The organism is Bacillota bacterium, assembly GCA_012837285.1.
Lineage (GTDB): Bacteria > Bacillota > DTU030 > DUMP01 > DUMP01 > DUNI01.
In genome coordinates this window covers 34152-47073 of the sequence record DURJ01000008.1, presented here as the reverse complement: position 1 = coordinate 47073, position 12922 = coordinate 34152, and the positions used below count along the sequence as shown (strand labels likewise).

17 protein-coding genes are annotated in these 12922 nt (G+C 50.2%); all 17 read left to right on the top strand.

All coding sequences use genetic code 11. From position 1 onward, the window contains the following. The first annotated feature begins 2 nt into the window (after positions 1 to 2). The 17 genes from spoIIIAD to GX016_00615 all read left to right on the top strand — a co-directional run bounded on the left by spoIIIAD (position 3) and on the right by GX016_00615 (position 12803). Positions 3 to 380: a stage III sporulation protein AD gene (gene spoIIIAD, locus GX016_00695; GenBank protein ID HHT70079.1), complete on the top strand. Its 378-nt coding sequence runs from the start codon at positions 3 to 5 to the stop codon at positions 378 to 380. A gap of 10 nt (positions 381 to 390) precedes the next feature. Further along, positions 391 to 1542 (top strand): stage III sporulation protein AE, encoded by a 1152-nt coding sequence (gene spoIIIAE / locus GX016_00690; protein ID HHT70078.1) that lies wholly within the window; start codon positions 391 to 393, stop codon positions 1540 to 1542. A gap of 4 nt (positions 1543 to 1546) precedes the next feature. Next, on the top strand, positions 1547 to 2080 hold the full coding sequence (locus GX016_00685) for a stage III sporulation protein AF (GenBank protein ID HHT70077.1): 534 nt from the start codon (positions 1547 to 1549) through the stop codon (positions 2078 to 2080). Between the two features lie 24 nt (positions 2081 to 2104). Further along, entirely contained in the window at positions 2105 to 2734 is a 630-nt protein-coding gene (locus tag GX016_00680) for a hypothetical protein (protein HHT70076.1), read from the top strand. Between the two features lie 2 nt (positions 2735 to 2736). Next, positions 2737 to 3279: a SpoIIIAH-like family protein gene (locus GX016_00675; GenBank protein HHT70075.1), complete on the top strand. Its 543-nt coding sequence runs from the start codon at positions 2737 to 2739 to the stop codon at positions 3277 to 3279. Positions 3280 to 3349: 70 nt separating this feature from the next. Beyond that, complete coding sequence (locus tag GX016_00670; GenBank protein ID HHT70074.1) at positions 3350 to 3757, top strand: Asp23/Gls24 family envelope stress response protein; 408 nt, start codon at positions 3350 to 3352, stop codon at positions 3755 to 3757. Between the two features lie 13 nt (positions 3758 to 3770). Beyond that, the gene (amaP, locus tag GX016_00665) at positions 3771 to 4319 is read left to right on the top strand and encodes an alkaline shock response membrane anchor protein AmaP (protein ID HHT70073.1); all 549 of its coding nucleotides are present in this window, start codon (positions 3771 to 3773) and stop codon (positions 4317 to 4319) included. Between the two features lie 15 nt (positions 4320 to 4334). Continuing rightward, a complete protein-coding gene (locus tag GX016_00660) occupies positions 4335 to 4550 on the top strand; it encodes a DUF2273 domain-containing protein (GenBank protein HHT70072.1) in 216 nt (71 codons plus the stop codon). An 18-nt stretch (positions 4551 to 4568) separates the two neighbouring features. Further along, positions 4569 to 5000, top strand: a complete 432-nt coding sequence (nusB, locus tag GX016_00655; protein ID HHT70071.1) for a transcription antitermination factor NusB — start codon at positions 4569 to 4571, stop codon at positions 4998 to 5000. After that, positions 4997 to 5953, top strand: a complete 957-nt coding sequence (locus GX016_00650) for an O-sialoglycoprotein endopeptidase (GenBank protein ID HHT70070.1) — start codon at positions 4997 to 4999, stop codon at positions 5951 to 5953. Before nusB ends, GX016_00650 begins: the two co-directional genes overlap by 4 nt. Beyond that, on the top strand, positions 5950 to 7191 hold the full coding sequence (gene xseA, locus GX016_00645) for an exodeoxyribonuclease VII large subunit (GenBank protein HHT70069.1): 1242 nt from the start codon (positions 5950 to 5952) through the stop codon (positions 7189 to 7191). The genes GX016_00650 and xseA overlap by 4 nt, the downstream gene beginning before the upstream one ends. Beyond that, the gene (xseB, locus tag GX016_00640; protein ID HHT70068.1) at positions 7184 to 7435 is read left to right on the top strand and encodes an exodeoxyribonuclease VII small subunit; all 252 of its coding nucleotides are present in this window, start codon (positions 7184 to 7186) and stop codon (positions 7433 to 7435) included. The genes xseA and xseB overlap by 8 nt, the downstream gene beginning before the upstream one ends. Further along, positions 7432 to 8331: a polyprenyl synthetase family protein gene (locus tag GX016_00635; protein HHT70067.1), complete on the top strand. Its 900-nt coding sequence runs from the start codon at positions 7432 to 7434 to the stop codon at positions 8329 to 8331. Before xseB ends, GX016_00635 begins: the two co-directional genes overlap by 4 nt. Before the next feature lie 49 nt (positions 8332 to 8380). Further along, entirely contained in the window at positions 8381 to 8818 is a 438-nt protein-coding gene (locus tag GX016_00630; GenBank protein HHT70066.1) for a divergent PAP2 family protein, read from the top strand. Between the two features lie 706 nt (positions 8819 to 9524). Further along, positions 9525 to 10115 carry a hypothetical protein gene (locus GX016_00625; protein HHT70065.1) on the top strand — a complete coding sequence of 197 codons (591 nt, stop codon included), beginning with the start codon at positions 9525 to 9527 and terminating at the stop codon, positions 10113 to 10115. Continuing rightward, on the top strand, positions 10115 to 12022 hold the full coding sequence (locus tag GX016_00620) for a 1-deoxy-D-xylulose-5-phosphate synthase (GenBank protein ID HHT70064.1): 1908 nt from the start codon (positions 10115 to 10117) through the stop codon (positions 12020 to 12022). Before GX016_00625 ends, GX016_00620 begins: the two co-directional genes overlap by 1 nt. After that, complete coding sequence (locus GX016_00615; GenBank protein ID HHT70063.1) at positions 12006 to 12803, top strand: TlyA family RNA methyltransferase; 798 nt, start codon at positions 12006 to 12008, stop codon at positions 12801 to 12803. The genes GX016_00620 and GX016_00615 overlap by 17 nt, the downstream gene beginning before the upstream one ends. Positions 12804 to 12922 lie beyond the last annotated feature (119 nt).

Here is a 12922-nt window from a genome sequence, read left to right as displayed (position 1 = left end):
TAATACCGATTTTGGGCGTAGCCATAGCTTCCACTTTACTTATTTTGATTGTACGCCAGGAACAGCCGGAGTTGGCCCTACTCTTAAGTCTGACAGTAGGAGCACTGATTTTTTTGTTTGCTGTTACTCGCCTAGGCAGTGTTATTGGTGTGCTAGAGTCTTTGGCCCAACGTACCGGTGTTAATCCGCAATACTTTACCCTAATTTTGAAAATTATTGCCATTGCTTATATAGCTGAATTTGGCTCCCAAATTTGTCGTGATGCCGGGCAGGAGGCTTTGGCCGGTACGGTAGAACTGGCCGGCCGAGTGGTAATTCTCCTTTTGGCTGTACCGATTCTACTCACGGTATTTGACTTGGCCCTAAAACTTCTTCCTTGAGGTGAAATACATGAAGAAGCAGTGCCTGCTGATAGCTTTGCTGGTTGCCATTATGTTTCCATCTGTTGGTGTCCGAGCTGAAGGCATCGAAGAAACAAATGATCTGGATCTGTGGGCGTTGGAAGACATCGTTAGAGCTTTGGAAGGCGACTGGGCCCTATTTGTGCCTAGTTTTCAGTGGAGAGACCTGCTGGCTCAGGCCAGGAGCGGTAAAGGATTTGACTGGCGAGCGGTGATAACCGGGCTGACAAGGTACTTTTTCCGTGAAGTTGTGGTAGGATCAAGACTTTTGGGCCAGTTGCTAGTCATGGTTGTGTTTACTGCTTTACTGACCACGTTAGAACATAGCTTTCAGGTTCAAGGAACTGTGCGGGTTGCTCAAACGCTGGTTTTCATAGCTATCATGGGAGTAGCTGTCCAGAGCTTTCATGTGGCTCTATCAACAGGCAAGACGGCTATTTCTAACATGGTTTCCTTTATGCAGGCCTTGCTCCCTGTTTTATTTACCATGTTAGTGGCTAGCGGTGCTGTGGCCAGCACAGCGCTCATGCATCCATTTCTGTTAGCCACTATTACTATTTTAGGTACCCTTACCAAAGACATAGTCTTTCCTTTACTTTATCTAAGTACAGTACTAAACCTGGTAACATACGTGGTTCCGGAGATAAACGTGGGGCGGCTGGCTTCGTTCATATCCGGAGTATGTGTTACGCTGTTGGGAATGGTATTATGTGTGTTTGTCGGCGTGAGTGCCGTCCAAGGAGCAGCAGGTAAGGTGGTTGACAGCGTGTCGATTCGGAGCGCTAAGTTCTTGGCCGGTTCTTTTATTCCTGTAGTTGGGAAGCTGTTTGCAGATGCTGTGGAAGCTGTGGTTGGTTATTCGGCAGTGGTGCAAACGGCGGTAAGTACTGCGGGAATGTTAATGTTACTGCTCCTTTGCGCTTTTCCACTCCTTAAAATTTTGGCTTTGATTTTCGTCTATAGATTGGCAGCTGCGTTGGCAGAGCCTATTGCTAATGCCCGAGTCGCCCGGTGTTTAGGGGGCTTAGGTAACAGTCTGGGGCTAATTTTTGCTACCGTGGGAGTTGTGGCTTTATTGTTTTTTCTAGCACTGACAGCTTTAGTAGGGCTGACCAGCTTGTCACTGGGGCGGGGTGGATGAAGACATGGTGTGGTTGCAAGATTGGGTACGAACCATAATCATTCTGGTGTTCTTTGCTGGGTTTTTGGAATTATTGTTACCGTCAGGCAACATGAAGCCGATGGTACAAGTGTTGGTTGGGCTCTTTGTTTTGATATTGTTACTCGGACCGGTATCGGCCTTGGTGGACCAGATCCAAAACCAAACAGAACCGGGGTTACCACGAATAGCTGAAGCAGAGACCGATGAAGTCTTAGCTCGAGGAAAAGATTTGGAAAAGCAGCAATTACAACAAGTTCTAACCCAATATCGGACCAATATCGAACAGCAGGTGTTGTGGCTGCTGAGATCTCAAGACGAGACAGTGAGAGCGGCGGTAACGGTTGACGTTGCAGATCGCGCCAATGGGGTCGATTTTGGGCAGTTGCGTTCACTGACAGTTGTACTCCAGGCGGATAAGCAGCAACGAGAGCAAGTCAACATAGAGAGTATTGCCACCTTCCTCGCCGATTTCTATGGCTTAGCAAAGGACAAGGTGGCAGTAAGCTGGATCGACTGACGAAACAAAAGGGGGACAGGGTGGATGACAGACAAAGATACGTGGTCACTGAAGACGAAACCCAGAAAACATATGAGCTGGCAATGGTTAAAGATCGACCGCTACACACTGGTAAAGTTGGGATTGTTGGCCGGCTTAGGCCTAATCCTCCTTATAGCCGGACAGTTGGTGAAAGGTCCGGCTCAGGATAGACCCTCGTCCAGTCCCTCACCTGGTTCCACTGTAGCCAGCGCTTCAAAGCAGATTGGGTCGGTATCTTACCAGGAGACGCTAGAGCTGCAGCTGGCAAACACCCTATCCCAAGTACGAGGAGCTGGACAAGTGCTGGTTCATCTTAGCTTGGAGGGCGGTAACCGAGTTACCTACGCTACTAACCGGCAGGAAGAAGTGAGGAGCACGGAAGAAAAAGCGCCGGCAGGTAGTACAGTTCGTGTTAGTGAAGAAAAACGTACAGAAGCGCAGTTGGTGATGGCTAGGGAAGGAAATGCAGAGTACCCGGTAGTGGTAGATGAGTTCCTACCGACTGTTCGCGGCGTGCTGGTGATCGCAGAGGGTGCCAAGAACCCATTCATAAAAGAGGAACTTAGCCAGGCGGTACAAGTAGTACTGGGTTTACCGGCTCACAAGGTGAAGGTTTTGGAAAGGGTGGATTGAAGATGCGTTGGCAGGAAAGAAACATAACTACATGGTTATTGATTTGTGTTGCGGTTTTGCTGGCATCAGCGTTTTATCTTCGCAATCAGCAACTGGCTAAAAGCTACAAGTTGGCTGAACCCCCTCCAAAAGAAAACTCTGAGCCTGGCCCGTCAGCTGAGCTCGGGTCGGAGAAACAGCAAACGGAACCGCGCCGACAGGATTTTTATGTGGAACAACGGTTGGATCGAGATCGTGTCCGTAGTCAAGAAATCGATACTTTACGGGAGATCATACACAATCCAAACACTGATGAAGAGAACCGTAAAGAAGCCCAGGCCCGGTTAATTCTGCTCAGTGAAGAACTGGCCAAAGAAGTAGAAATAGAGGCATTGATCAAAGCCAAAGGTTTTGCCGATGCATTGGTCTATTTGCATTCTGATTCAGTGCATGTGCTAGTGAAAGCTCCTGATCTTACCGCCGACGAGGCCGCTCGTATAGGTGATGTGGTAGCCAGGAGCTCAGGGCTACCGTTGGAAAACATCATTATTGATACGCGGCTTTGAATTCGTTGTCAGCCTGTACCAATTCTGCTATAATGAAGAAACAGAAGACGAAGGCAAGGGAGAGATTGTTTTGGATAGACTACCGGATGGAGTTCAAGTTGTGGAGTCTGAGAGCGATTTGGGAAGTGTGAAAATTGCTGATGAGGTTGTTGCTATTATTGCCGGTTTAGCGGCTACAGAAGTATCAGGTGTTGCCGGCATGAGCGGAGGGTTGGCCGGAGGTATTGCGGAAATGCTGGGCCGCAAGAATTTTACCAAAGGTGTTAAGGTAGAAGTGGGTGAAAGGCAAACGGCAGTGGACTTGTTCCTCATTGTGGAATACGGGGTGAAGATTCCGGAGGTTGCCTGGCACGTGCAAGTTGATGTCAAGAAAGCTATCGAAAGCATGACCGGTCTGGATGTGGTTGAGGTTAATGTTCATGTTCAGGGAGTAAAGATAGCAGGCGAAGAAAAAGAAGAAGAAGCTCGTGTTAAGTAAAGGAAGTGGAGCTGTGAGTACAGGTGATCGATTCTTACTTATTGTAGCTGCTATTTTACTGGTAGTTGCAGCGGTGAGCGTTGTCCTTATGGCCTTTAATTGGGGTCCTGCTATCAATCTGGGGATGCGGTTAACCAGTGAGTTTGTTTATGGCCGCTGGGAAGCTGCGATTGTAGGCGGGGTAATGTTGGCAATAGGCTTACGGCTGATACGTCTTTCCCTGGCTAGGCGCAAGGTGTTAGGGGCCCTAGTTGCCCGTTCGGAACTGGGAGAAATAAGTATTACAGTGGCAGCAGTGGAGAATATGGTTCAACGAACAGCATTGCAGGTAGCTGGGATACGGGAAGTCCGCCCCGCTGTTGTGGCTCAACCGGAGGGAGTTGCAGTAAGAATTAAGGCCTGGGTTGAGAAGGAAGCCAATGTTCCGGAGTTGGCAGAGGAGGTTCAGGAAATCCTTAGCTCACACCTCAAGGAAGTTGCCGGGCTTACGGCCACTTCCATCAGTGTAGAGGTACAGGGCGTAGGAACCGAACCCACCTTCAGAACCCGAGCGCCCCGCTAGGAAAGAGGTATTACCATGGCAAATTTTTGGTTCAATTTCCTCACCCGTCATGGCGGCAAGGTAATATTTTCTATCCTGGGGCTAGTCTTTGGCTTGACAGTTCTAGCGAAAGGGTTTTTTGCCGCCTTCTTTCTCCTTATTTGTTTGATAGCGGGCTATATGTTAGGAAAGCAAGTTGATCAAGGAGAGAAGCTATCTTCTTTGTTAGACAAAATATTTCCGCCTCGCTAAGGGAAAGGGGCGATACAGTTGGGTCGGCGACAAGGGCGCGAAGCTGCTCTAAAAACTCTGTTTCAGGTTGAGTTGGGAGGAGCTCAACCTGATTTTGCTTTACAGCAACTAATATTGGAAGACAGGCTAACCGAAGATGAAGCCAGCTTTGCCTGTGAGTTGGTTAATGGCGTACTGGCCAAACAGGAGGAAGTGGATATAATCTTAGCCCAATTCAGCCCGGATTGGAGCTTAGAACGCATGGCCAACATAGACCGAATGGTATTGAGGCTAGCGGCATATGAACTGCTTTTTTGTCCTGATGTACCGGCTGCGGTGGCTATAAACGAAGCTGTGGAGTTGGCTAAGTTATATTCTACCGGCCAATCGAGCCGCTTTGTTAACGGTATCCTTAGCTCTGTAGCTAAACTCAAATTTGCAGAGGATGACAAAACCAAGTGGAAGAAATAGTACTGGGGTTTGACAGCAGCTGCTACACCACTTCGGTAGCGGCTGTTTCCCTAGCGGGGGAAATAGTGGCCGACTGGCGCCGGCTGCTGGCAGTAGAGCCAGGAACTGCCGGTCTTCGACAGCAAGAGGCCTTGTTTCAACATTGGCAGAACTTTCCTCAGCTGTTGCAACAAATGCGGTCGTTACCTCACTTAAGACCGGTCGCGATAGCTTATAGCGAAAGACCTACCGCTCGGCCGGATTCCTATCTGCCAGTCTTTACCGCGGCTTCGTCTTTAGCTCAGTCCATAGCCGGGGTAATGGGTATACCGTCGTTACCTTTTACTCATCAAGAAGGTCACTTAGCTGCCGGGCGACTGGGGGCCGGGGGCCCATCTGCAGGTGCGTTTCTGGCGGTTCATATGTCGGGCGGGACCACAGAATTACTGGCAGTGCAGGAAAAGGCAGACGGCTTTGAGTTATCTGTTTTGGGGAAAACCATGGACCTAAATGCCGGACAATTTGTCGATCGCGTTGGCGTCGCTCTCGGCCTTCGTTTCCCAGCCGGACCGGACCTGGAAAAATTGGCCCTAACAGACCCAACTGCGGACGAGCTGGTAGTACCTTCTCATACAAAGGGATATCAAGTCAGCTTTTCAGGTCCTACCACAGCCGCCTTGCGGCTTGTGTCTAATGACGCCAATAAGGCGGCCATTGCACGAGCCGTGTTTCGTTGTATTGCCAATTCTATGGAGAAGATACTGCGCCTGGCAATTACTGAGCTTGGGATTGGTGATGTCTTACTAGTAGGCGGCGTTGCCGCTAACAAGATTATCCGTGAGCGCTTAAGGGACCGGCTCGAGCATCAGGCAGTAGGAGGAAAATTGTTTTTTGCCCCACCCAAGCTCAGTACAGACAATGCCGTTGGCATAGCCTGGTTAGGTTTGTCGACCTTAAGGAGGGGAAAGCCATGACCCCTACGTGGCCTTTGCCGGCGCTGGTGTACAGTGTAGCTGAGCTTACACGTCTGGTTAAGGACAACTTGGAAGCAGACCCTCGCTTAGGGAGCGTATGGGTACGCGGTGAGATCGGTACGTTTAGATGTCATTCATCGGGACATGTTTATTTTTCCCTAAGAGATGCCGATAGTCTACTGCGCTGTGTTATGTTCCGCAGCTTTGCCAGGCGTTTGCGCTTTGAACCCGCTTCCGGCCTGAGTGTGTTGGCGCTGGGCGAGGTTGGTGTATATGAGCGTGACGGCGCATATCAGCTCTATGTCCGGGAGCTACAACCGGATGGTCTAGGAGCACAGTATCTGGCTTTAGAACAGACCAAAGAGCGCTTAGCTAAAGAGGGGCTCTTTGCTCCTGAACGCAAACGGCCACTGCCGCCATTTCCACAGCGGGTAGCTGTGGTGACCTCACCAGTGGGAGCCGCCTTACAGGACATACTGGCCGTGGCTCGGCGACGTTTTGCCGGCATTGAAATAGTCGTTTGTCCGGTACTGGTTCAAGGCCAGAACGCCCCCGGTCAGATCGTCCATGCTTTAAGCAGATTGAATGAAATGGAGGGTATAGATGTAATTATCTTGGCCCGGGGAGGTGGAAGTAGGGAAGATCTCTGGGCTTTCAATCATGAGCAGGTGGCTCGCCAAGTGGCAGCTTGTCGATCACCCGTCATCAGTGCGGTGGGCCACGAGATTGACTATACTTTGGCTGATTTGGCTGCCGATGTAAGGGCAGCCACTCCATCAGCGGCCGCTGAAATAGTGTTTCCTGATATCAAGCATATTGAGAAGGAGTTATTCTATTTTTCACGGCGGTTGGACGAGGCTCTTAATCGGCGCCTTTCCCGTCATCGCCAGGCCCTAAGCGGCATGATAGAACGGAAACCGTGGCGTGAACCGGTGGCTCAGCTAGCTGACCGAAGGCAGGCGCTTGGGTATATCAAAAGTGAATTGCTGCACGCTAAGACCCGGTTCTTGGCCGATAAAAAAAGAGCGCTGGCAGAGATAAGACGGGCTCTACTGGCACTTGATCCGGTAGCGGTACTAGAGCGCGGTTTTGTAGCTGCCTTAGACCAAGACAGCGGTTGCCTGGTGTCTCGTGTTGGCCAAACGTATCCTGGCCAGGTTCTTAGATTAAGATTCTTGGACGGTGAGGTGTTGACCCAAGTATCGGTACCCAATCGAGGAGATGAGGATAATGGCTAAGTTGGATCAGGTAAAAGAACAGCAGCTAAGTTTTGAAGAAGCGCTGGAACGATTAGAGGAGTTGACGGCAGCCCTTGAACAGGGAAACCTTAGTCTCGAAGCAACCTTAACGGCTTTCAAGGAAGGGAAAGAGTTGCTCAAGTATTGCGAAGGGTTGCTGGGAGAGGCTGAAGAGACTCTAAAGGTGATGGATTTCAATAGTCTGTCTCCAGGGCCTGAATCTGATTGGGAGGAAGAGGAATGAATCTAAAACAGTACTTGGTTGACCGAGCCCAACAAATAGAAGAAGCGTTGCTGTCCTACATGCCGAAGTTGCCCCCGGAAGTGGAGCAACTGGGAGCTGCTATGCGTTATAGCCTGTTTGCCGGGGGCAAGAGGCTAAGACCGATCTTAGCTCTAGCCAGTGCTGAGGCGGTTGGTGCTGATCCTCGAGCTGCCATGCCAGCTGCTTGTGCCATTGAATTCATTCATACTTACTCTCTTATTCATGATGATTTACCGGCCATGGACGATGATGATTGGCGACGCGGCCAGCCAACCAGTCATAAGGTATTTGGCGAAGCCCAAGCAATATTGGCTGGTGATGCTCTTCTTACCCATGCGTTTTCTATTTTGGCTACTCCCAATAACTTTCCTTCGGTTCCAGCCGAAACAATACTACAGGTTGTGCTGGAAATTGCCGACGCGGCCGGTCCTAAAGGGATGGTAGGGGGTCAAAGTGCAGACATTAAGGAAGAGGGCACAATTCAAGCACAAGATGCGCCTTCTATGCTTAAGTACATCCATGCTCACAAGACAGGTGCCTTACTAACAGCTGCTGTTCGGGTAGGCGCTATTATTGGAGCAGCTAATTCGGAGCAACTGGCATCCCTCACCACATACGGGCAGAAGTTAGGACTAGCTTTTCAAATCTGCGACGATATTCTCGATGCTACTGGAGATCCAGAATTGTTGGGAAAACCGGTGAAGACAGACGCGCAGCACCAAAAACTAACCTACGTAACGGTGTACGGATTGCAGGAAGCTAAACATGCGGCCCAACGGCTAGCTACTGAGGCCTCAGTAGCTCTCGCCAATTTTGATGAGGCGGCTGAACCGCTCACGGCTTTAGCTTGCTATGCGATACAGCGGAAGTATTAAGGTCAGTTAACCATCCGAACAGTCAGTATATAAGTGGAGGTACCTGATCATGTCCGGATTAGGGGATAATAGAATTCTCCTCACGGCTCTTATTGCCTGGGTCACCGCTCAAAGCTTGAAGGTGCCTAGCACACTGCTTGCCAAGCGTCGCTGGGATTTTATGCGTCTGGTCAGCCCCGGTGGAATGCCCAGTTCACATTCCGCCTTGGTTACAGCTCTGTCTATCGCGGTAGGCCGAGTCAAGGGTTTTGCTTCAGCTGAGGCAGCTATCGCCATAGTCCTGGCCTTTATTGTTATGTACGATTCGGCCGGTGTTCGTCGGGCAGCAGGAGCTCAGGCCATTGTTCTAAATCAAATCGTTGATGAAGTGTTCAAAGGGGGCCGCATACGGGAAGAACGTTTGCGTGAGCTTCTAGGGCACACTCCGATAGAGGTATTTGCCGGTGCGTTTTTAGGGGCGGTTGTGGCAGTCCTTATGCGTCTCTAAAGTCCGTTGCACCAGTTTTTGAGCCATGATATAATAGTTTCGAACTGCCAATATGATTCACTTGATCTTTGAGGTAGTAGCTTTCCGAGGTCAGGTGGTGCAGTATTCTAGTCAACACTTTTGCTTTCGAAAACGGGCCTAAAAATCCGTCAAGGGCACAGCGATGAAGTTTCTGGTGGTGGCCGTATACGCCCAGTGTGCGGCTGGTGCTGGGAGTTAAGGGAACAGGGCAACCACAACGGCATGTGGCCGCTGACCCTCTTCCCGCGGAGACCCAAGTGCGTGGCTCTAAGTTACGGCTTGGGACATGAACCTGCATGCGGTGCAAGCTGTGTGCAGCGTAGCCTGCCTTGAGTGTAAGGGGTGAATACAGGTCCGACTTGCTGTCTAAGGGCCCAAAGACAGCCGGTCGCTGCTGTTGAAACCTTTTATGCAAAAGAGGCTAGAAAGCAGAAGTGTTGTCGGGGAAAACTCCTAGACTGCCCAACCAAGTTGGGACAGAATAAGGATTAAAGTGCGGGCTAAGTGGTAATCTAGTCCGATGTTCGGCAACGGCATCGAGCAATCGTAAAGGGAAACCGCCTCTTCGGTGACGACAAGGTGATTGTTGGGAAAACCTACTAGACCTGAAGCCGCAACATTTACTTATTCTGTTACCACCTGCCATTGTCTGGAGAGCCGAGAAAAAGAGTCGGAGTGTGGTGGGGTGAAATCTAAGGACACGGAAGTAGATGCCTGGCGACATGGATTCAAAGTAGGAGCGCTAACTCTTGGGCTTTCTTTGTTATTAAGCTTTTGTTCGGGGTATGTGGTACGCGCGGTACCATTTTTTTTAGCCTTTTTGGTGCTGCTGACTATTGTAGGGCTCGGCATTCTGTTTGATGTTATGGGGGTAGCTGTAACCGTGGCTGATGAACCGCCCCTACATGCTATGGCAGCGAAAAAAGTCCCTGGAGCACGTCAGGCCATTCGATTGTTGCGCCAAGCACCGGCTGTAAGCAATTTCTGCAATGACATGGTCGGTGATATGGCCGGCACCTTATCTGGAGCCACTGGCGCTATTATTGTATTTAGTCTGGTTAAGCGCTACCCTGCACTGAAGGAAGAATGGGTGGCTTTGGTAGTTGTAGCCTTTATTTCCGCCTTAACAGTGGGGGGAAAGGCTGTGAGCAAGCATTTTTCTTTACAACGGGCCAACGCCATAACACTACAGATGGGACGCGTACTGTTCCTGGCAGAACGCATCCGGGGTCGAGAGTTATTGGGGACGAAAAATAACAGTGGGGGTAAGAGATAATGACAGGAATTCTAGCTCGAATACATAACCCGTCGGACCTAAAGGGTCTCAAGCTGCAAGAGCTTGAGGCCCTGTGTGAGGAATTGAGGGAAAGAATAATAACCACCGTAGCGGTAAACGGAGGACATTTGGCTCCCAATTTGGGTGTGGTAGAACTTACGGTGGCTTTACATTATGTCTACAATCAGCCAGGAGACAAGATTATTTGGGACGTTGGTCATCAAGCCTATGCCCACAAGCTACTTACCGGTCGCCGTACCACCTTTTCCAGTTTGCGCCTGGCTGGAGGTTTAAGCGGATATCCAAACCGTTCTGAGAGTACCTACGACTACTTTGGAGTCGGTCACAGCAGCACATCAATCTCTGCTGCTTTAGGTTACGCGATCGCTCGCGACCTTAACGGCGCGGATGGAGTAACGTGTGCAGTTATTGGTGACGGCTCTTTAACCGGAGGCATGGCGTTCGAAGCTCTTAACCATGCTGGACAGCTGGGCAAACGACTCGTTGTGGTTCTCAATGACAACAAAATGTCCATTAGTCACAATGTCGGCGCGCTCTCATTGTACCTGACAAGGCTAAGATCTAATCCGAATTATTTTCGATTAAAAGAAGACATTGAGTTCTTACTGAAACGGATTCCAGCCATAGGAACACAAATGGCCCGGACAGCCGAAAGGGTTAAAGATGGTGTGCGGTTTATGCTAATTCCGGGTACACTATTTGAAGAGCTCGGTTTTACTTATTTCGGCCCGCTGGACGGACACGATATTGCTCATTTACGGAGTGTGTTCGATCATGCCCGTAAGATTAACGGTCCGGTGCTAATTCATGTGCTGACAAAAAAAGGGAAGGGCTATCCACCGGCAGAAAAAAGTCCGGATAAGTACCATGGGATTGGGCCTTTTGATGTGAGTACCGGCCGGCCCCGCACTGATGGTAGTATCACTTATACGGACGTTTTTGCCAAGACCATGTTAGAGCTTGGAGCCAAGAAGCACGATCTGGTCGCTGTTTGTGCCGCCATGGCTTCCGGTACAGGTCTAGCAGAATTTGCGAAGCGCTATCCGGAGCGTTTTTTTGACGTGGGCATTGCTGAACAACATGCTGTCACCATGGCAGCTGCCTTGGCAGCCGCCGGCAAGCGCCCGGTGGTAGCTATTTACAGCACATTCCTCCAACGAGCTTACGATCAAGTTATTCATGACGTTTGCCTCCAAAATCTTCCGGTAACTCTTTGCCTGGATCGGGCTGGCTTGGTGGGTGAGGATGGAGCCACACACCAAGGCTTGTTTGACCTAGCCTATTTGCGCCATATTCCTAATATGACTGTGTTAGCACCGCGTGATGCCGGTGAGCTGGAGTACATGTTACATTCTGCTGTTGAGTACCCGGGGCCGGTGGCAATCCGTTATCCCCGTGCTGCGGTCGAATCTGCTCCATGGATAACCAGCACAGCCGGTTGGGGTGAAGGGGAAATCCTCAAGGAAGGCTCGCAAGGCATGGTGTTAGCTGTGGGCAGTATGGTGCTACCCAGCCTCAGAGTGGCCCGGGCCTTGTCTAAAGAAGGTCTGGACATTGGGGTATGCGATGTACGATTTGTCAAGCCTTTACCAACCGATCTGATTTTGGACCTTGTTCGCCGACATAATCGACTTATTACTGTGGAAGATCATGCTTTGGCGGGGGGCTTCGGTAGTGCTGTCTTAGAGCTGGTAAGTGAAGCCGCCATGGGTATTCCGATCAAACGCTTAGGAATAAAGGACCGGTTTATCGAACAGGCCAGCCGACAGGAACAGCTCAAGTTATGCGGCTTAGATGAGCAAAACCTCACGACCTGTTTTCATAACTATTTTAGCCTCAGCCAAAACAGAAAAGAGCTAAAGGCAAGTGATGGCCGTGACAACTAAGAGGCTAGACCTATTGCTGGTGGAACGAGGACTGGCTCCCAGCCGGGAGCGGGCACAAGCTCGAATTCTGGCCGGGGAGGTTTTAGTGGATGGACAGCTCACCGACAAATCCGGAACCAAAGTACGCCCAGATGCAGAAGTGGTACTTCTCGGAGAAGATCTACCCTATGTAAGTCGTGGGGGCCTAAAACTGGAAAAAGCGATCCGTTGTTTTGGGCTAAATTTTGAGGGCAAGATTGTGTTAGATGGTGGGGCCTCAACAGGGGGTTTCACTGATTGTGCCCTGCAACACGGAGCGGCGAAGGTGTACGCGGTGGATGTAGGTTACGGGCAGCTGGCTTGGAGACTGAGACAAAATCCGAAAGTGGCAGTGTTGGAGCGCACTAATATCAGATATTTAGCTAAAGAACAACTGGTTCCCTTGCCGGAAATAGCCTGTATCGATGTGTCTTTCATTTCCTTAGAAAAAGTCGTCCCGCCAGTGCTCAATGTCCTGGTAGGAGAGAGAGAAATAGTGGCACTGATAAAACCACAATTCGAAGTGGGCAAGGGCAAAGTGGGCAAGGGAGGAATTGTCAAGGATCCGCTGTTACACCAGGAAGTACTAACCAGAATCATGTGCATGCTTAACCGGTATATGAGTTGTGTAGGTCTTGATTATTCTCCCATCAAAGGAGCCAAAGGTAATATCGAATACTTGGTCTATGCTCGCCATTCCCCCTCCAAGGTAAGCCTTGACGTTGCTCAAGTGATAGAAGCTGCCCATACTGAACTGGCATAGCAGGCTAGCGGCATTTTTGAGGAGACAACAGGTTGCAGTGCTGCTTGGTAACCAGTCTGGAACAAGTCCGGTGGCCCCTCCAGTAGATCTAATTGTGAGTCAGTACAGGAATTGAGCGT

Excerpts from the sequence above, each read along its gene's own strand:
- spoIIIAE (HHT70078.1), top strand. The coding sequence starts at position 391 with ATGAAGAAGCAGTGCCTGCTGATAGCTTTGCTGGTTGCCATTATGTTT.
- GX016_00685 (HHT70077.1), top strand. The coding sequence starts at position 1,547 with ATGGTGTGGTTGCAAGATTGGGTACGAACCATAATCATTCTGGTGTTC.
- GX016_00680 (HHT70076.1), top strand. The coding sequence starts at position 2,105 with ATGACAGACAAAGATACGTGGTCACTGAAGACGAAACCCAGAAAACAT.
- GX016_00675 (HHT70075.1), top strand. The coding sequence starts at position 2,737 with ATGCGTTGGCAGGAAAGAAACATAACTACATGGTTATTGATTTGTGTT.
- GX016_00660 (HHT70072.1), top strand. The coding sequence starts at position 4,335 with ATGGCAAATTTTTGGTTCAATTTCCTCACCCGTCATGGCGGCAAGGTA.
- xseA (HHT70069.1), top strand. The coding sequence starts at position 5,950 with ATGACCCCTACGTGGCCTTTGCCGGCGCTGGTGTACAGTGTAGCTGAG.
- xseB (HHT70068.1), top strand. The coding sequence starts at position 7,184 with ATGGCTAAGTTGGATCAGGTAAAAGAACAGCAGCTAAGTTTTGAAGAA.
- GX016_00635 (HHT70067.1), top strand. The coding sequence starts at position 7,432 with ATGAATCTAAAACAGTACTTGGTTGACCGAGCCCAACAAATAGAAGAA.
- GX016_00630 (HHT70066.1), top strand. The coding sequence starts at position 8,381 with ATGTCCGGATTAGGGGATAATAGAATTCTCCTCACGGCTCTTATTGCC.
- GX016_00620 (HHT70064.1), top strand. The coding sequence starts at position 10,115 with ATGACAGGAATTCTAGCTCGAATACATAACCCGTCGGACCTAAAGGGT.
- GX016_00615 (HHT70063.1), top strand. The coding sequence starts at position 12,006 with ATGGCCGTGACAACTAAGAGGCTAGACCTATTGCTGGTGGAACGAGGA.